Annotated in this window: 20 protein-coding genes and 1 pseudogene; 8 read left to right on the top strand and 13 right to left on the bottom strand. The window is 47.4% G+C overall.

Annotated features, from left to right (window positions below; all coding sequences use genetic code 11):
- Positions 1–45: 45 nt before the first annotated feature.
- The 4 genes and pseudogenes from ACJJIC_RS13065 to ACJJIC_RS13050 form a co-directional block, all read right to left on the bottom strand.
- Positions 46–1,143, bottom strand: a complete 1,098-nt coding sequence (locus ACJJIC_RS13065; RefSeq protein WP_444909662.1) for a Y-family DNA polymerase — start codon at positions 1,141–1,143, stop codon at positions 46–48.
- Positions 1,144–1,174: 31 nt separating this feature from the next.
- Positions 1,175–1,288 (bottom strand): annotated as a pseudogene (locus ACJJIC_RS13060) (Y-family DNA polymerase); the annotation flags it as partial.
- The gene (locus ACJJIC_RS13055; RefSeq protein ID WP_444909663.1) at positions 1,289–1,678 is read right to left on the bottom strand and encodes a LexA family protein; all 390 of its coding nucleotides are present in this window, start codon (positions 1,676–1,678) and stop codon (positions 1,289–1,291) included. It lies immediately after the preceding pseudogene.
- A 117-nt stretch (positions 1,679–1,795) separates the two neighbouring features.
- Positions 1,796–2,005, bottom strand: coding sequence for a hypothetical protein (locus ACJJIC_RS13050; RefSeq protein WP_444909664.1), 210 nt, complete (start codon positions 2,003–2,005; stop codon positions 1,796–1,798).
- A 241-nt stretch (positions 2,006–2,246) separates the two neighbouring features.
- On the opposite strand from ACJJIC_RS13050, the gene ACJJIC_RS13045 reads away from it, so the two are divergent.
- Positions 2,247–2,588 (top strand): helix-turn-helix domain-containing protein, encoded by a 342-nt coding sequence (locus ACJJIC_RS13045; protein WP_444909665.1) that lies wholly within the window; start codon positions 2,247–2,249, stop codon positions 2,586–2,588.
- 142 nt (positions 2,589–2,730) lie between these two features.
- On the opposite strand, the gene ACJJIC_RS13040 is transcribed toward ACJJIC_RS13045, so the two are convergent.
- The 4 genes from ACJJIC_RS13040 to ACJJIC_RS13025 all read right to left on the bottom strand — a co-directional run bounded on the left by ACJJIC_RS13040 (position 2,731) and on the right by ACJJIC_RS13025 (position 4,723).
- Positions 2,731–3,363 (bottom strand): hypothetical protein, encoded by a 633-nt coding sequence (locus ACJJIC_RS13040; RefSeq protein WP_445357120.1) that lies wholly within the window; start codon positions 3,361–3,363, stop codon positions 2,731–2,733.
- A 93-nt stretch (positions 3,364–3,456) separates the two neighbouring features.
- Entirely contained in the window at positions 3,457–3,855 is a 399-nt protein-coding gene (locus ACJJIC_RS13035; protein WP_444884529.1) for a VOC family protein, read from the bottom strand.
- Between the two features lie 175 nt (positions 3,856–4,030).
- A complete protein-coding gene (locus ACJJIC_RS13030) occupies positions 4,031–4,273 on the bottom strand; it encodes a hypothetical protein (protein WP_444909667.1) in 243 nt (80 codons plus the stop codon).
- A gap of 9 nt (positions 4,274–4,282) precedes the next feature.
- A complete protein-coding gene (locus ACJJIC_RS13025; protein ID WP_444909668.1) occupies positions 4,283–4,723 on the bottom strand; it encodes a site-specific integrase in 441 nt (146 codons plus the stop codon).
- A gap of 1,340 nt (positions 4,724–6,063) precedes the next feature.
- On the opposite strand from ACJJIC_RS13025, the gene ACJJIC_RS13020 reads away from it, so the two are divergent.
- From ACJJIC_RS13020 to ACJJIC_RS13010, 3 genes are all read left to right on the top strand, one after another.
- Positions 6,064–6,603, top strand: coding sequence for a cysteine hydrolase family protein (locus ACJJIC_RS13020; protein ID WP_444909669.1), 540 nt, complete (start codon positions 6,064–6,066; stop codon positions 6,601–6,603).
- 422 nt (positions 6,604–7,025) lie between these two features.
- Complete coding sequence (locus ACJJIC_RS13015; protein WP_444909670.1) at positions 7,026–7,301, top strand: hypothetical protein; 276 nt, start codon at positions 7,026–7,028, stop codon at positions 7,299–7,301.
- A 32-nt stretch (positions 7,302–7,333) separates the two neighbouring features.
- Entirely contained in the window at positions 7,334–7,681 is a 348-nt protein-coding gene (locus ACJJIC_RS13010; protein ID WP_444909671.1) for a hypothetical protein, read from the top strand.
- Between the two features lie 93 nt (positions 7,682–7,774).
- Here ACJJIC_RS13010 and ACJJIC_RS13005 read toward each other — a convergent pair whose 3' ends face one another.
- Positions 7,775–7,918: a DUF4113 domain-containing protein gene (locus tag ACJJIC_RS13005; protein WP_444886111.1), complete on the bottom strand. Its 144-nt coding sequence runs from the start codon at positions 7,916–7,918 to the stop codon at positions 7,775–7,777.
- A 608-nt stretch (positions 7,919–8,526) separates the two neighbouring features.
- Between ACJJIC_RS13005 and ACJJIC_RS13000 the strand changes: the two genes are divergently transcribed.
- The 3 genes from ACJJIC_RS13000 (at position 8,527) to ACJJIC_RS12990 (ending at position 11,035) form a co-directional block, all read left to right on the top strand.
- Positions 8,527–9,357: a TauD/TfdA dioxygenase family protein gene (locus ACJJIC_RS13000; RefSeq protein WP_444885040.1), complete on the top strand. Its 831-nt coding sequence runs from the start codon at positions 8,527–8,529 to the stop codon at positions 9,355–9,357.
- Between the two features lie 340 nt (positions 9,358–9,697).
- Complete coding sequence (sigZ, locus tag ACJJIC_RS12995; RefSeq protein WP_444909672.1) at positions 9,698–10,270, top strand: RNA polymerase sigma factor SigZ; 573 nt, start codon at positions 9,698–9,700, stop codon at positions 10,268–10,270.
- Between the two features lie 63 nt (positions 10,271–10,333).
- Positions 10,334–11,035: a glutathione S-transferase family protein gene (locus tag ACJJIC_RS12990; RefSeq protein ID WP_444909673.1), complete on the top strand. Its 702-nt coding sequence runs from the start codon at positions 10,334–10,336 to the stop codon at positions 11,033–11,035.
- 393 nt (positions 11,036–11,428) lie between these two features.
- Here the strand turns inward: ACJJIC_RS12990 and ACJJIC_RS12985 are convergent, their stop codons facing one another.
- A complete protein-coding gene (locus ACJJIC_RS12985) occupies positions 11,429–12,601 on the bottom strand; it encodes a dipeptidase (RefSeq protein ID WP_444885043.1) in 1,173 nt (390 codons plus the stop codon).
- A gap of 189 nt (positions 12,602–12,790) precedes the next feature.
- Here ACJJIC_RS12985 and ACJJIC_RS12980 point away from each other — a divergent pair, with 189 nt between their 5' ends.
- On the top strand, positions 12,791–13,264 hold the full coding sequence (locus tag ACJJIC_RS12980) for an LEA/WHy family protein (protein WP_444909674.1): 474 nt from the start codon (positions 12,791–12,793) through the stop codon (positions 13,262–13,264).
- A 71-nt stretch (positions 13,265–13,335) separates the two neighbouring features.
- Here ACJJIC_RS12980 and ACJJIC_RS12975 read toward each other — a convergent pair whose 3' ends face one another.
- From ACJJIC_RS12975 to pgsA, 3 genes are all read right to left on the bottom strand, one after another.
- On the bottom strand, positions 13,336–14,292 hold the full coding sequence (locus ACJJIC_RS12975) for a lipid A-modifier LpxR family protein (RefSeq protein WP_444909675.1): 957 nt from the start codon (positions 14,290–14,292) through the stop codon (positions 13,336–13,338).
- A gap of 56 nt (positions 14,293–14,348) precedes the next feature.
- Positions 14,349–16,058 carry a sulfatase-like hydrolase/transferase gene (locus tag ACJJIC_RS12970; protein ID WP_445357119.1) on the bottom strand — a complete coding sequence of 570 codons (1,710 nt, stop codon included), beginning with the start codon at positions 16,056–16,058 and terminating at the stop codon, positions 14,349–14,351.
- 264 nt (positions 16,059–16,322) lie between these two features.
- On the bottom strand, positions 16,323–16,889 hold the full coding sequence (gene pgsA, locus ACJJIC_RS12965) for a CDP-diacylglycerol--glycerol-3-phosphate 3-phosphatidyltransferase (protein WP_252085819.1): 567 nt from the start codon (positions 16,887–16,889) through the stop codon (positions 16,323–16,325).
- Positions 16,890–16,976: the final 87 nt, after the last annotated feature.

The raw sequence follows: 16,976 nt of genomic DNA, 5'->3' as shown, positions 1-16,976 counted from the left end.
CTTAACACTTGAAATTGCTAGACTAAGGTGTATTTCTTAAACAACTCAAGTTACCACCCTCGGCAAATCCCCCGATCGGGTGGTATAGGCAGGCGATGTAAATGCCTGCCTCATCTTCCATTTTTTCTGAATCCCCTCAGCACCTAGAAACAGCGTCCCGCGACCGAACTTTTTATTGATCCTGTCCATCGCTTGCATGGTCTGCCCTGCCCTAACGGATAGCCCCGGGGTGAACAAATCACCCTGCCCCAGGGCGCGGGGGATTATCTCGATTAGCCCGACGCCTGCTTTCATAAAGCGGCAGCCGGGGCGGTATAAATCGGCAATGGCTTCTCTCACCAGCCGCACGATTACCCGCGTGTCGTCGGTGGGGTATGGGGTCTGCACTACGGCGCTGCGGCTGTAGTAGTTGGGTTCATGGGGTGAGGTGTGCAGGAATAGATGGATCGACTTAACCAGCGATTTCTGTGTGCGTAGTTTCTCTGCGGCCCTGCTGGCGTAGAGGGTGGCGGCCTGCAGTATCGGCGCTAGCTCGGTGAGCTTTTCACCGAAGGAGCGGGTGCAGTAGATCTGCTTCTTCGCTGGGGGCTCCTCCTCCAAACCCAGGCAGGGGATTCCGTTTAGCTCCTCAATAGTGCGCTCAATATTCACATTGATACGGCGGCGCAAAATTTTTGGGTTGGCCTGCGCCAGGTCATAGGCGGTCTCTATACCGAAATCCGCCAGGCGCTTGGTGAGGCGCCGGCCTATGCCCCACACATCATTGACGGCGGTGCGGCGCTGCATCCACTGCCACTTTTCTGGAGTGTCCAACGCACAGACGCCATCGCACTTGGGGATTTTCTTGGCCGCGCGGTTAGCGAGCTTGGCCAGGGTTTTACTGGGGGCGATTCCCACACCGACAGGCATACGAATATTGCGCCACAGGGTGTTGCGGATCTTGCGGCCGTAATCGCTCCAATCTTCCTGCAGCCCGTGCAGGTCCAAAAACATCTCATCGATGCTATAGACCTCCACATTGGGGCCGAACTCCCGCAGAGTGGTCATTACCCGGTGGGAGATATCGCCATACAGGGGATAATTGCTGGAGAAGATGGCCACCCGATGCGCACGCAACTTTGAAGAAGGGCTCCAGGTCGCCAATGCCTAATAGCTTCGCTTCCTTGGAGCGCGCCACCACAAAGCCGTCGTTATTGGAGAGCACCACCACCGGGCGCCCACGCAGATCCGGCCGGAATATCTGCTCACAGCTGGCATAGCAGCTGTTGCAATCCACCAATACCAGCATTCAGCGCGGCCGGTGGTAACGCACCGAAGCTTTAACCACCCCCTCTACAATCAATTCCTGCCCTTCCCAAATGGGGATCGGGGCGTAGTCATCATTGGCAGAGTGCAGCCGCCCTTGCTGCTGGTCCAGCACCTTGCAGGTGAGCTGTCCATCCAGGGCCACCACCACCACATCGCCATGGGTAGGCTTTAACGAACGATCGACAATCAATAGATCCTTGTCGAAGATGCCCAACCCCATCATGGAATCCCCATTCGCCCGTGCCATAAAGGTCGCCGCTGGCTTGCTGACCAGGTGCTCATCCAGGCTAAGAGCCGCTTCCTTGTGGTCATCGGCGGGAGAGGGAAAGCCACAGGCAATGCCGTGGCCGTACAGTGGGGAAAGCTTCATTCTGGAAACCCTGAATACTGTATACATATACAGTTTATTGCTAGAGGGCAGCAATCGGCAAGGGCAATGGATGACTATGAGGCCGGTACCACTCACGGCACCGGCTCTACAAAGCAGTCAGGCAGGCTCTTCTATTACAAGTCTTCCCCCTGGGATCTTTTGCTCATAAGCGCAGATAACATCTTGAAGCACGAACCCTACCTCCTCACCAATAAGCTGCAGCAAGGCTTTACGGGCCAGCTGATTCGGACAATCCGCAACCCATTCCAGGCCGATACATAGATTGTTGACGTAGTGAAGTTGTTGAACATGAGCGGTCAAAGGCATGGTCTACCTCCTTGTAGGAACGACAAATCCTAACCACCAAAGGCAAGTGCCTCGGCGACTTCTAGCCACCAGATTCCCTATAGTGATTTATTCGGGCTTTTGGCAACAAACACCGGAACATTACTAACAATTTCACAGTTTATGCACGGAGATTCTGGATTATTTCTAATTTAGCAATGCAAAATGCGGTTTATTTCAAAAATCGAAAATTTGTTATTACGGAAGTACCTAATACGGCTAGATGTTGGAGGCCGGGACACTGGGCGAACACCTGCGCAACGCACGGAAATTGAAGGGGAAGACGATCGCACAATTGGCCAACCAGCTGGGGCTAACACCATCTCAAGTTTCGAAAATGGAAACAGGCAAGCAGAAGATAGCGGCGGAGCTGCTGCCGGTCTGGTGTGAGGCGGTGGGGATTACTTTGGCCGAGGTGTACGGGGCCGAGAACCGGCACCACTTTGCGCAGGCTCCCTTTCCGCCACTTATAGCTCGTCTATATGCGCAGCTGCCGCAGGAGTTTCGTCGGCATATTCACCGAGTGATTGAGAGTAGTTACCAGCTTTGGAAAGGGAGGCGATAACGGTGGCGCTCACCAGGTAAGGGCGTTCGTTTGGTTGGGTAGCTGGAGGAAGGACGACGCCCTTATTCCGGTGCAACGCGTTGTTATCTGGCTGTTGCCATTTTCCATTGATTGAACGCGTCCGTTAGCTGCGCAGACATCTTTATTCAAGATACTCCATTCTCCAGCGTGCCGGGCCGATGACTTGGGTGACGGCTTTGGCCCCAGCCGAAGCGCCGCTAAAGCTGCCGATAAATGGGGTGGCGCAATCAAAAGTTAAAAGCCAGCCAGCATCGGGTGTGGGGCAGGCAAGATATACTTTGAACGTCTCGCCCGAAGGAATACGGAAGTGCACAACAAAACCGCTGCCGCAGAGAAGTTGTACCACGTCATCGACAGGCGTCCCGTCGGCGCTAATGTTCACATGCATTCGGTCAAAACGCGAAAAGTCCTCACCTTCCTGTGCGACATACAGTTGCGGATAGGAAACGCCATGGGTCTCGTCCAGTGTGGTCAGCTCTCCGCCTCCGGGAATATGGGGCTCGCGTCCCGCCTGGGCGATGATTTCCAGTAGACGTTCACGGGATAGCAGAAAGTGTGGCATCACTTCCGCGACACGCTCCGTCGAAGGTTTGGGATCGGCCAAAAAGGCCTTAAGGTCGTTGGAGAGGCCCGACCAATCCTGCGCCCAAATCCGGGCGCCGATCGGCGCCAGCGCTGTGTTGATTTCGTCGAGTGCATACAAGTCAGCTTGCTCGCCGTCGCTTTCTAACCGGATCCCGCTATCGAGTTTCATTTGAGTCTAGGTCGATTAATGCCCCACTGGTTCAACTTCACGCCAGATAACGCCGCATTCAGGTGCGCCGTAGGCGCCACCTGGAATGCTTTGTTAGCTGCGTGCTGGTTGATGGAACTCTATAACATTGTCATCTGGATCTCTTATAAAGAAAAACTGAGCACCGTTGTATTCGACTTCACCTGTTATAGGAAAACCCAGAGCTTCGACGTTACTTTTGGCTGAATCATAGTCTGTTATTTCTAAAGCGATGTGCGTATAGCCTGGATATTTTATATCACCTTCCATTAGCACATTTTTCCTTGGTGCATCCTTTGAAGCATTAAGGATCAAGTTGATGTTAACTCCTGATGGATGCTCAACTATAGCTACTGGCTCAGGGCCAACTGGGCCAACTATAAACTCAAAACCTAGCTTGCCATAGAATTCACGAGAGACATCCAAATCTCTAACCCTCAATCCTACATGATTAATTCTGGTTATATCTTTCATCATCATCCCTTGATATTGAGTGTAAATGATTAGGAGCAGCTAACGCCCGCAACAGGGGCGACCAATACTATGCACATTTCGTGCGAAACTGGGAGCGTAGCGACCCGCACAAAATGTGCATAGCGTTGGGCGTCCCGCGGAGGCCCGAAGAGCCGTAGCATACTGCTTGCGTTTGTTAAGCATTGCCGCCACCACTGAAAAATGAGTATGCGGAGTAACCTACGACTGCGACGATCAGCCAAAACAGAACAGAAGTAAGAAAGATCCAGCCATCCTTTGGCTCGCTTTTACCGCCAATAAACACTTTACAGATGAAATAGCCTGGGAAGTGGAATAGTAGCTCGAAGATAATTTGGAATACGACTTCTACGAGAAACCTACCAATTGGGCGAAGAATACCGCCAATGATTTCTTCCATACTACTTACCTAAACTTGTATTGGGTGGTGGTCCAACAGATGCCACTCTCGAAGCGCATAACGGCATACAGCGCCCAGCAAGTTAATCTCACGATTCACCGAACCGGGGGATACAAAAGTCAGCCGACGGTCCCTAAATTCAGCGAAATTCTGTGTCTTAAGCTCCGATAGGGGGATCTGCGATATTGGATCGGATAGAAGTTTATTAAGTCTGACAATCTCCCACCTTGCACCTGCCCTACCAGGGGAAACTGTCTCGGAAAAACGCTTCATTAGGTCACCAAATGTACCCGCCTGGGGCTTTCCGAATTCTCCCTGCCTTATCTGATATTCCGTATCCTGCGCCCACTGCTGAGCTTGCCTTTTGGTATCAAAGGACGCCCCAACAGAATGGCCTTGGAGTCTTACCTGGGCGCGCCATGCTTTACCACGCCGGGTAAATGTTGCCATTACTATCCCCTATCGTTGGTGCAAATTTGGTGCACTATTTTGCACCCATTCGCAAACAGCTGACAATCACAAAGGATAAGTAAAGTGAATATTTTTTTAAAATCAAGAATTTGCAGGGCATGGAGGCTGGGTGAATCTCTCTGCAAAATTGTGAAAATGTCCGGCCCCGGGCACCACACATTTTGTTAGAATCAAAAAACGAAATATCTCTTGGCACAAATTTTGTGCACACCTTCAGAACCTCTAAACTCTTCCTCAAAACTTAAGGCAGAGAGAGTAGAAATCGTTTTCTTGATTCAAAAGTGCTCCTACTCCCCTAATCACTCTATTTAAATTCAGCCCGCCCTTATAATCCCAGCTGTAAAATAGCCGAGCCCCTACACATCAATACCACCTATGTTAATGGTTCGTCGATCCCACAAGGTGGTAAGGCACTTGACTGAAGTAAGCTTTAAGAAACCATGGGCCAGATTTTCAAACTACCATAATTTGCCTGATAGATTTCAGCCATCTTTTTGCCAGCCGACATCTCTTGCTCCTGAAAAAATAGGGGAGCTACGCTACTTCTTAGCATTGTATACAACAGAAATAAATGCGGACTCTGTCTCTCCACCCATGATTTACATAGAGTGAAAAGAGGTAATTGCCTAAATTTTCAATAGGGGGATGGGCTCAGCCTAAGAGATTCATGAATCTGAGTTGACTCTTGCTTAATAAACCTCAGTCGACACTTTCCTCCCATCGCCAGAAGAAGTCATTCACGGGCGACCCAGAATAACTCTTACAATAGCATTTTCTCACCACGCGCTTATCGCCCTAGCCTGCTTGCGGTCATCATTGCCCAACATTACCCTACTGAGATACTCACGTACTGCACCAGTAGTTAATAGAGAAGCCCTCAAGCCCCTTAGTTACTAGCTTTCTGGGAAATCGCAGCCTAAGAAAACAGCCTACTTTATTCTGTGTATATCGATGAGTTAGCCATTAGTCTTGAACATTTTTTACCCCCTTAAATTACCACCAGAAATCAACCTGGACTGACCTGATGCCGGGTCATTTATAATCATACTCAATTGAATTCTCGATCATCGCGCTGTTATTTCTGGGAGACTCTTAAAAATCAAATGTCCCCCCTTCTAACCAATGAGCCGTGTGATCACTAGAAAAGTTGATAGCGGTCATGATGGCCACTTTTCCACTTGTCTCTACAGTACCAAGTAGCTGCAGCCTATTAATTTAGCTGCAGGAAGAAGCTAGTTGGCGTATATTTGCAAATGAAATAATAGTCGTTGTGATAAGGTCACAATGTAACTGTCAGACCAACAACATATGGATTCTTAATGTCCCAAAGCAAAGCCCTTTTAGTTATCGATGTTCAAAACGCTCTTTGTCACGGTAAAGGAGCTACATATAATGCACTTGGGGTAATCGATAACATCAATCTAGTTGCGTCGCGAGCAAGACAGGCTGGTGCCCCGGTCATTTATATTCAGCATGATACTGAGTCAGATGCTTTGAGGTATCAGACAGAGAGCTGGCAACTTCCAAAAGAGCTAGAGAACTCAGACTCAGATATCTACGTAAGAAAGCAGGCCTCAGACTCTTTCAAGGACACCGATCTCAAAGACCACCTGGATAGATTAGATATTCAGGAGCTAATTATATGCGGCATGCAAAGTGAGTTTTGCGTAGATAGTACGTTAAGGTGTGCCCTATCGCTTGGCTACACTGTCACCGTCATAGCGGATGGCCACACAACTGTAGATAACGATATTATTCCTGCAAATACGATATCCAAGCATCATAACTGCACTTGGGAGAATATTACCAGCTATAGCGCAAGAGCAACTGCAATCAATGCCAATGAGATCGTACTATGAGAGGCCTAATAGATTTAGACAAACGGACAAATTACTCTGCCTTTGGCTCCGTAATTTGCCACTGCTAGAGACGTTAGGGGCCCATAAGGAAATATCGATGTCAGAAGTAGTTACAATCAATTACATCGTGTCTAGAGGTAATGAAGCTGGAACGGTACTTGAACCGCATAAACATGAGTGCGGTAGATATGTTGCTAGCATGTCTCGCTTTAAAAAAGACTACGTTCGAGTTGAATCTCTCCGGGAACTCGCCATTTTGTCACAGCACGGTTTTAGTGTTCGCATGAGTAGCCCAGATTCAGAGAATCACCGAGCTCCAAGCCTCATATCACCAGACTCATTAAAAATTGTCTATAGCGAGGTCGCTGCTAGCACCTAACAAACCGCCACAATCGCTCCCGATGGATGCTGGGACAGCCAAAATGCTACGCTTATTTTTCCACCCCTATGCGAGGCATTATACGCAAGGAGATAAAGTGCGATTTTTAAGATTTTTCATCTTCATTTTCTTCTATCCAGCCACATTGCATGCAATAGAAGGTATTTCAGTTTACACAAAAGTCCATCCTCATCTATCTTCTGTAATAAATTTAGAAAACGAGCTATCTATAGAATTCGGGGTGATCCCTGGAGCTATTTTCGGGCAGCCTCTTAACAGTCCACTGTGGCTTGTAAAAATTGATGATTCAAAAGCGTAGCCTGGCCCACGAAACGAGAAAAACATGAATTTTTGCCTTTCATAGCGAAACTCGCTAAACCAAACGAAAACTCTAATTTAAGTATTAAGCCTGCTGACACACAATTGGCGAGAATAAGTATTTACGGTTATTTCAGCAAAACAAAACAGAACGTGGAGGCTAGTGCACTTTCTGAAAGCGGCAATTACCTTATGCTGGTGTATTTCGATAGGCCTTGCACCCTTTCTGGATTTGTGAATCTCAACAATAAAAAAGTCAAGCACTCAATCAATATTGAATCTTCTGGATTTCATTGGATTGAAGTTACTATCGGCGAAAAAGAGGACTCACTTTCTGTATATTCGCCGCACAAAAATGTAATTTTAAATATCGGCAGCTAAACGTACAACCAGTGGTTATATCTTTTCATCTTCGCTATTCAAAGCCAACATCTAGTGAAACACTTATCCATAAAGCTAATGCTATACCACCCCTTAAGTTACTTCCCTCTGCAAATCTCCCCATAGAGTCGTATAGGCAGGCGATGTAAACACCTGACGTATCTTCCACTTTTTCTGGATACCCTCGGCTACTAGAAACAGCGTCCCGTGACCAAGCTTTTTATTGATCCGGTCCATCGTCTACATGGTTTCCCCTTCCCTGCCCCATTTCCCTGACTGAGGGCACGGGGGATTATTACGCCTAGCCCGGCTGCCGCTTTCATAAAGCGGCAGCCGGGAGGCTATCAATCCGCAATGGTTTCTCTTACTCGCCGCACGATCACCCCCGTGGCACCGGTGGAGTATGGGGTCTGGACTACGGCGCAGCGACTGTAGTAATTGGGCTCATGGGGTAAGGCATGTAGGAATACATGTAAGGCTGTAAACCTCCACTTTGGCACCTAATACCCGCAGGATAGCCATTACTCTGTGGGAGATATCGCCATTCAGAGTAATTTCTAGAGAAGGTCGCACCAGATGAATGTGCAACCAGCACGGAACTCAGGAAGTACATCAAGTTATTAAATATTGAGATTTTTTTGCTTAGCATCAAAGTTGCGTTATGAGATAGTTGCTATAGATCTATAGAAATATGACGCAAAATATATCAATTTTTGTAACTCATTAATTTTATTTCCTTTTATTTTGATAGAGCCAAAATCAATGGGAAAAGTGAATTACAAAAGGTTGAACCTCTTTACGAATATCTTATTATGCGATGACATTCATTTGATGCGACACCTATCATGCATATCTCTCAGTTCTCAACAGGCTGTGGTGCGCTCGTGGAAGGCATACAGCTAGCTAATTTATCTAGTACCGAGCTAAGCGACCTACGCCAAGCTTTCGCTGATCATGGCGTGCTATTTTTTCGCAACCAGTCTCTATCCCCTGAGGAGCACCTGACCTTTGCCCGCCGCTGGGGCGAAATTGTCATCAATAAGTTTTTTACCCACACTCAGGAATATCCAGGCATTGCTGAAGTACGCAAGGAGAAAGATCAGGAAACCAATGTAGGCGGTGGATGGCATACTGATCATTCTTATGATCAGGAACCAGCCCTCGGCTCGATTCTGGTTGCCAGAGAATTACCCAAATCCGGAGGCGATACCCACTTCGCCAACCTACAAAAGGCGTACGAAAGTCTTTCCAATGGGCTAAAGCAAACACTGGAAACACTTAGGGCCGTACATTCCAATGTCCACGTATATGGTGAGGATGGTTACTACCAATCAACAGATTTGTCATCACAACTTGGGGGCGTCAACGAAGTTGGAGAAGCGATTCATCCGGTGGTAATCCAGCACCCCGATAACGGGCGCAAGATTCTCTATGTAAATCCAGGGTTCACACTGCGCTTTGAGGGATGGACACCTGAGGAAAGTAGACCTCTATTGAACTTCCTATTTGCCCACGTGCTCACTAATGGCTATACATGCCGCTTCAATTGGGAGCCGGGCTCAGTCGCATTTTGGGATAACCGCTCTACCTGGCATTCTGCCGAAAATGATTATCAGGGACAGTTCCGCCTAATGCACCGTATCACTCTTGCCGGAAGAGCATTAGAAGCTGTCTGACCAGAGTTTGGGGCGTCGCAGTTCACCGGTCAGTGAAAAGGTTCGGCTGCGCCCCAGGTAGCCTCCTCACACTGGCCGGGGCTTTAATCATCAACGGTTAAGTATGTGTCATTAGCGACTATTAAAAAAGGCAACTTCTAGACAAAGCTCGACCCCCGAGAAGTATCCAGTTACTCCACCTTCCTCTAGTGATTTCTCTACACACCTGGCCCTACCCTCTAACCGACTCTTATCTACTGGATTTGATTAGTGTCTTGCACCGCCGCTAAACTTAGATGAAAGCGAAAGGGTTCTTCTCATCTAATTTCGAACAAGTGGCTGAAACCAGCTGGTCAAAAAAATGCATAAAGCAAGAGCGATAAAAAATATGACTATTGATTCTGTTTGGAAAGAATATCGTTCAGCCCTGCGAGCTTTTCTCAGCTCAAAGGTTTCATCTGCCGATGCAGTTGATGATCTGCTCCAAGAGATCCTGATAAAGATTCACAGGAATCTCCATACAGTAAGGGATCAAAAAAGTATCAAGTCTTGGCTATTTCAGATAGCCAACAGGACAGTTATTGATTTCTACCGTGAAAATGGAAGGCTCAAGGAAGTAGAACTCGAAGACAACTTGTTGTTACCTGAAGAGGATTCAGAAACGCAGCGTAGGTTATCAGCCTGTATAGAGCCTTTTGTTAACGCGCTCCCACAGGAGTCAGCTGCTCTACTAAAGGCTATTGAACTGGAAGGTCAGTCACAAAAATCTTATGCGACAGAGCATAAAATCCCCTACTCCACCTTAAAATCCAGAGTACAAAAAGGTAGAAGCCAACTGCGCAAACTATTTGAGGACTGCTGCCATTTCACTCACGACAGCCATGGAACAGTGATCGATTATGTGCCGAAATCAAAACACCATAAAAATTGTTAAATAGTTTCGTCTTTTTCAAAAAGCCTCCGTCATATAAATACAAACCAATGACGAGGACGAATTATGATCAAGGTTGTCAGCTTTAAAATATGCCCTTTTGTTCAGCGAGTAACCGCCCTTCTTGAAGCAAAAGAGATTCCCTATGAAATTGAATACATTAGCTTGAATGATAAACCTCAGTGGTTCCTGGATATCTCGCCCACTGGCCAGGTACCAGTTCTGATCACCGATTCTGGGGAGGCCCTCTTTGAGTCCGATGCGATTGTTGAGTACTTAAATGAAATAGCCCCACCTCTAGAGTCAGGGCTCACTCCAGAACAACGTGCGCGCGACCGAGCCTGGAGTTACCAGGCAGCAAAGAACTATTTGCTACAGTGCTCTGCTCAACGTAGTAAAGATGAGCAAACACTGGCTGAGCGCAGCGAAAAACTGAGCAAAGTTTTTGAGCGAGCTGAAAAGGCTTTAGGACAGGGGCCATATTTTAAAGGCGCGACGCTAAGTAATGTCGATATTGCCTGGCTACCACTTCTTCACCGAGCTGCCATTATCAAAGCACGTTCCGGGTACGACTTCATTGTCGACTACCCAAAAGTAAAGGCATGGCAAACTGCCATTCTGAATACTGGATTGCCAGAAAAATCAGTACCTGAAGATTTCGAAAAGCGCTTTACAGATTTCTACCTATCAGAAAATACTTTTCTTGGAGGTAACAAGGCAAGCACCCACAATCTAGATAACTCTTGCGCCAATGGGAGTTGCTGCTAATTTTCTCTACCGCACGCCCCTTGAAAGAGGGGCGTACAAAGAGAAAGCGTCTCAATTTACCCAGCACAAACATACTACATAACTCGAATAAATCATTAGTCCTTGTCATTTTATTCACTGCAACTACTTCGGAGCTCATAGTAGTCAACAAGTCAAAGCAACCCTATTTACCCTTGATGTTACAATGTTATGCGAGATCAGATATTTCTAGATGTCTGGATTAATATCTAGATGAAGTTAAATTGTTAGGAGATTGTCAGGCTCCGAACAAATGGATAGTGATTCACATGCCCTTCAAGAATCACCATCTCCCGAATACATCCCAATAACTCTGATCCAGTTCTTACAGGTTGGAATGACAACTCTCTCTCGAATAACCTCAGAAAGTAAATTTCAATCCCCTTGGGGTAAGTTCTTCAGGAAAAAGTCTCGCATATTTTCACCCATGACCTTTCGAATTTCCTCTTCAGTGAACCCTTGACTTAGCATTTCTGCGGTCAAAATCCCCAAATCACCAGCATCAAAAGAAACTTCAACAGTGCCATCATAATCTGAACCAAGGGCAACATGATCAACCCCTAATAGATCTATGGCATAGCGGATTGTTTTAACAATATTGTGAGGGCTATTATCACATACCGCTTCTTCCCAAAATCCAATGCCGATCAAGCCCCCTTGATCGGCAATCTCCTTCATTAGGTCATCGCTAATATTCCGCGGCGAGTCACACATACCTTTCAGGCCAGTATGAGAAATAATTACAGGCCTTTTGGTCAGAGCCAACACATCCCTCACAACAGGCTCTGAGGAGTGGGCTACGTCGATAACAATTGAACGTTTATCCATCTCCTGCACAGCTGACCGACCAAACTCTGTTAAACCAGCCCCACTTTGCCCATGCAAAGATCCACCCAGTTCATTGTCAAAAAAGTGCTGTAATCCCATCACTCGAAATCCGGCCTCATAAAGGCGGTCAATATTGGATAACTCACCCTCTAATGGGTGGGCCCCTTCAATACCAAGAATTGCTGCGAGGGTGCTAGCGCCTTGTTGCCGGGCCTGGAGGACTTGCCTCAGATCTTCCGCATTACGCACAATGCGAAATTTCTCGGGAGAAGATTCCTGTAGCTTAGTGGCCCTTTCAGAGTGAAAAAGTGCCCGCTCCAACAAGCTATTCCATGTTCGCGGCGGCCAACCTTGAGCAATTGCCAGTAAGGTTATATTGTCACCAGCACTAGCAGAATTTTCATTTAAGTTCATGCCCCGGGGAGACTTAGTGACAGAGGTAAAAACCTGCATTCCCAAATTACCACGCCGTGCCCTGGGTAGATCCAGATGGCCATAGTTTACCTCCTTTGACAAATCACGAGACCAGAGGAAGCTATCTGCATGCAAATCACCAACAATGAGTGATCTATGCAAAGCTTCAGCTTGTTCGGGAATTTTAGGGGGCTCACCAACACTAATCTTGTTTAAACTTCGCTCAATTCCTGGCAGCAAAAGCCATTTCCAGCTCGCGAACAATATTAATGCCACTGCTGTCAAACTTATAAGCCAAGTCTTCATTATGATTTCCTGATGCCAGTAGTCTTGTACACGATTGGGGTTATAACCTGAGACGTTGCGGCATGTCAGGAGCCAGCTAGGTTTGGAAACACTCAACGATCAATTAAAAATCAATACGTTCAAAATATATGCACAACATCACCTTAATCTGGTGTCCAGGCCAATAATTAGGAAAACCAAGGAATCATAGTGACAAATTATTATCGATTTATTCTGATATTATTGATTGCAGTACTATTTAGTGGCTGTGCGGCACTTTCACCGAGCTTCCAAAAACCTGAAGTAGAAGTGGTTGCCGTGGAACCTCTTCCTGCAAGAGATGGCAATAATCTCAGATTCCGAATCCACCTTCGTGTTTTCAACCCAAACAATAGTGAATTGACACTCTCCGGTCTTTTCTACACTCTGCGGCTAGGTGGGCATAAGGTTTTGACGGGAACCTCAAATAACCTGATGCCCATCGCCCCCTACGGCCAGGATGATATCGCTGTGGATGCAACAGCTAGCATAGTCGGCTCAATCTTTGCCGCTGTAAACCTCATTAACTTAAATCAGCACTCAATACCCTATGAACTAGAAGCAAAAATAGGCTTGCGTAAATCACTACTTCCCTCAATTAAGGTGAATAGAAGTGGGGTCATTCACTTGAACCAATATCGGTAACTCTTTCGCTTGATTTACTACTTGTCGGTCTGTGGATTGCGAGCCTGCTTGCCCTCCTCATTACTCACCCGCTAAATTTGCTTGGTAAGGATCAGGGACATTACAAAGTTACCCATTGGTGCACTGTTATGACTGAGGAACCCCTCGTCAGGATGGGACTGGGACTCATAAATTTTTGTGTTATACATGATCTTCAAGCCGAATTCGTAAGAGTTTCGACCAAAGAAAGCGCCGATATTCGCAAACGTCACCTCCTTCTCAGGGGTGACACCGTAGCTGAAGATTTTTACTCCTCCCTTAGTCTTTGAATTGCCCTCCATCAATACATTCCTTTGAACAGTTCTATGCTCTAACCCAGCCTGTAAATACCAGTAACGCCCACCCTCAAGGGGGGAGGACGCGGCACTAAAGGCGGGTAAAGAGCTTCCCAATAAAACTCGCACCCCTGCACCAAAGTCCCTGACGATATTACCTGTTTTCCAACGAAGGTAAGGCACTAGTCGATAGCTTGTGCCCCATATGACATTCTGAAGTAAGTGATAATCTAACTTAAGCTCAGGCATCAATCCCCATTCATTGAAAACCTGGGAATCCCATCCTTTGGGGGGAGAAGACGAGACAATCCAGTGCATAAATTTCTGTGTTTGGCGAGCGCCCGCTCTAGAGCCGACTGTTCCGGCATCAAGTGTTAAATCAATCATCCACTGATTTAAAATTTGATACTTGTATCTTATGCCTAAATAGCTCCAACCTGCATAGGGGTGCTCTTCATTAATGGGTTCAGATCTACCAAGATGATCTGGAGTATAAATCTCCTGACCAAACCTCAAGGTGTAGGGCTTTCCTATAGGGCTCCAACGAACAAAGAAACCGCCGGTATAGTCTCTGTCCGTCTGGAAAAGTGCATCATTTACTAGTTCAAGCTGTAACTTCCCTTTTGGTGAGTCATCCGCACAAAGCATTGAGGCGTGGCAGACAAACAGCAAACCGACAATAGAAGCTGAAAGTTTTTTTCTATTAATAAGCACCCTTAACCTGCCCTCTCGAATGATTGAACCAGTTTGTCCAGATCAAAATCCGGTGATTAATGCCCCCAATCCCCAACCTTATCGGCCCCAGGGATTTGAAACTCCAGGTATTCCTCAATGCTAAATGGCATTTCTTCCACGACTGCTCGAACTCGTTGGCCAATGGCTTTGGTCTCAGGGCGCGCATTGGCAAGTCCGGTGTAGGGGATACCCTTTCCGCTAGGCACATCAGGATACTTTTTCTTAAAGAGCCGATGCCGTGCAACCATGTGATTGAACTGCCCTTGGGTGTATATCAAAGGCACTAATTGCGGATATTCCTCACGCGGGTCCATGTAAAGATCGTAGTAGGCCTCTGGCATTCCTGAAGACGCAACCTCACCAGCGCCTATCCAGTGACGCTTATAGCGCCCTTTAACCGTAGCTCCTAGTTGGTTGCCGGTATAGATAAAGACATAATCCCGACGACTATGGGTATCGCCATTTAGCAGCAGTGCAGTCTGATCCAAACCATCCACCACTCTGTCGGTTGGAATATACTCAGAGGCGCCAGCAAGCCTGGCAAATGTGGTGTACAGGTCGGCGATATGAATAATATCTCCCACTACCTGGCCGGGTTGAACCATACCTGGCCACCAGGCAAAGGCTGGGACTCTTACCCCTCCTTCAGTGAAATCCCCTTTGCCTCCCCGATATAACATTGGGAGCATACCCCAACCCGCAGGGGGACTGTGCACCATGGGGCCATTGTCTGCCATGGCTATAAAGAGAGTGTTTTCTGCGATACCCAGCGCTTGTAGCTCATCCATTAACTGGCCGGCGAAGTCATCCACTGCGGGAAATGAATCCGCCACCATCAAACCAGAAACGGATGGCTTGGGCATAAAGGCGGCCATAAAATTCAAAAAATTAGGCCAATAGGCCACAAAGAAAGGCTTGTTGGCTTCGGCGTTCTTGCGAATGAATGCTATGGTACGACGCTCCACCTCGGGGTCGAACTTGCTGAAACACTCATTGGAAGTGCCGCACCACTCCCTACCAGGCTGTCCTTTTTCACCTTCAATATTCATGACCCAACCGGTGGGAACCAAACCGGGATTATCCAGGCGATAAGGGTCGGGAGGGTATATCTCAGGAAACATACCCAGCACCGCATTTACGGCATTAGCTTGAGGGTTAAAGAGAGAGGTTATCTGGTTCATTGGGGTAAATAACGCCTCATCAAACCCCTGGTTGTGCAAGTAGCTCTCCTCAATATCTCCCAAGTGGCCTTTCCCAAAGAACCCAGTGGCATACCCGGCTCTGGACAGCACCTCCGCAATAGTTACCTCCTCAGCACGAAGCCCAGAAAATTCATGGGGCATCCCCACAGCCCCCATGCCATAACGCACCGGATGGCGACCGGTAAGCACAGCAGCACGGGTTGGAGTACAGGAAGGTTCAGAGTACATGCGAGTAAAGTTGATACCCTCTGCGGCCATCTTATTTAAGTTGGGTGTTGAGTAACCGAAATTTTTTTGTAATGCAGGAAATCCAACAGCGCCAAAGGCGGTGTCATCCCAGAGAAGGAAAACAATATTGGGGGGCTGCCCATATTTATCCCGTAGAGCCTGTAACCGCCTGGTTATTTCTGAGTCTTCTTGCTGCCAGCGCTCACCATTTTGCATTTTCAACACATAGTATTCAGCGTCATGTACTATCTGTGCCTGCACAGGCATCCAGCTCAGAAACACCAGTAACCCGATCAAGATTTGCCTCACTGTCACAGTCCATCCTCCCTCAGTAAGTGTGGCTGGAAGTGCAATACTTTTATTAACAGTGTTACAACCCCAATGCATCACTCTAGAAGAAAGGTGTCATAGGAGCGCTATAAGTGGCGACAACTAGAAAGTTTTTATGAGTGGCCAGGACTTACAGAGGCCCTGCGGTTCTGCCAGAGTGGAAAGAATTTAAGTCGTGGAGGGATAGGTGCCCCACAGGATGCAGAAGGGCACCTAAAATAACAAGATTGGCAATAACAGGGATCTAGATCACAGAGACTTATGATTATCAGCCATCAATACAGGCCAGGCTGCTCGTAAGTACATCACCATGGTCCAAAGGGTCAGAGCCGCGGCAATATACAGCAGTAGATAGCCCAGCGTTTCCATTACAGGAAAGTCGCGAACATCAAAAGCAAGAAGAACTATGATTGCCGCCATTTGTGCGGTTGTTTTTATCTTCCCGACATAGGACACAGCGACACTACTGCGCTGCCCCAGTTCTGCCATCCACTCGCGCAAACCTGAGACCGCGATCTCACGGCAGATAATAATGGCTGCAGCCACCGTGAACCAGGCACTTTTGTGCAGGCCCACAAGTAATACAAGCGCAGTAGCCACCATTAACTTATCTGCAACAGGGTCAAGAAAGGCGCCAAAGGCAGTGCTCTGATTAAGTTTCCTTGCCAGGTAGCCATCAAGCCAGTCGGTAACTGCGGCAGCTGAAAAAATAACGGCAGAAGCAATGTAACTCCATTTATAAGGTAAATAGAAAACCAAAACCAGGACAGGTATCAGTGCGACGCGAAGCAGTGTAAGTTGGTTGGCGAGTGTCATACTTTTCTCTGTTCTTGCGGAGGGCGTACGTTATCAAGCTGTGGGGCAAATTGAAACGCTCAATGAGAAACCCGGAGAAAAAATCCG

This window comes from Microbulbifer mixtoriginis (SeqCode) (assembly GCF_052468275.1).
This window is presented reverse-complemented; position numbering and strand designations above follow the sequence as displayed.

What these genes read in the sequence shown, in the direction of transcription:
- ACJJIC_RS13055 (WP_444909663.1), bottom strand. Translation starts at nt 1,678, where the DNA reads ATGAAGCTTTCCCCACTGTACGGCCACGGCATTGCCTGTGGCTTTCCC.
- ACJJIC_RS13050 (WP_444909664.1), bottom strand. Translation starts at nt 2,005, where the DNA reads ATGCCTTTGACCGCTCATGTTCAACAACTTCACTACGTCAACAATCTA.
- ACJJIC_RS13045 (WP_444909665.1), top strand. Translation starts at nt 2,247, where the DNA reads ATGTTGGAGGCCGGGACACTGGGCGAACACCTGCGCAACGCACGGAAA.
- ACJJIC_RS13040 (WP_445357120.1), bottom strand. Translation starts at nt 3,363, where the DNA reads ATGAAACTCGATAGCGGGATCCGGTTAGAAAGCGACGGCGAGCAAGCT.
- ACJJIC_RS13035 (WP_444884529.1), bottom strand. Translation starts at nt 3,855, where the DNA reads ATGAAAGATATAACCAGAATTAATCATGTAGGATTGAGGGTTAGAGAT.
- ACJJIC_RS13030 (WP_444909667.1), bottom strand. Translation starts at nt 4,273, where the DNA reads ATGGAAGAAATCATTGGCGGTATTCTTCGCCCAATTGGTAGGTTTCTC.
- ACJJIC_RS13025 (WP_444909668.1), bottom strand. Translation starts at nt 4,723, where the DNA reads ATGGCAACATTTACCCGGCGTGGTAAAGCATGGCGCGCCCAGGTAAGA.
- ACJJIC_RS13020 (WP_444909669.1), top strand. Translation starts at nt 6,064, where the DNA reads ATGTCCCAAAGCAAAGCCCTTTTAGTTATCGATGTTCAAAACGCTCTT.
- ACJJIC_RS13015 (WP_444909670.1), top strand. Translation starts at nt 7,026, where the DNA reads ATGCTACGCTTATTTTTCCACCCCTATGCGAGGCATTATACGCAAGGA.
- ACJJIC_RS13005 (WP_444886111.1), bottom strand. Translation starts at nt 7,918, where the DNA reads ATGGACCGGATCAATAAAAAGCTTGGTCACGGGACGCTGTTTCTAGTA.
- ACJJIC_RS13000 (WP_444885040.1), top strand. Translation starts at nt 8,527, where the DNA reads ATGCATATCTCTCAGTTCTCAACAGGCTGTGGTGCGCTCGTGGAAGGC.
- sigZ (WP_444909672.1), top strand. Translation starts at nt 9,698, where the DNA reads ATGCATAAAGCAAGAGCGATAAAAAATATGACTATTGATTCTGTTTGG.
- ACJJIC_RS12990 (WP_444909673.1), top strand. Translation starts at nt 10,334, where the DNA reads ATGATCAAGGTTGTCAGCTTTAAAATATGCCCTTTTGTTCAGCGAGTA.
- ACJJIC_RS12985 (WP_444885043.1), bottom strand. Translation starts at nt 12,601, where the DNA reads ATGAAGACTTGGCTTATAAGTTTGACAGCAGTGGCATTAATATTGTTC.
- pgsA (WP_252085819.1), bottom strand. Translation starts at nt 16,889, where the DNA reads ATGACACTCGCCAACCAACTTACACTGCTTCGCGTCGCACTGATACCT.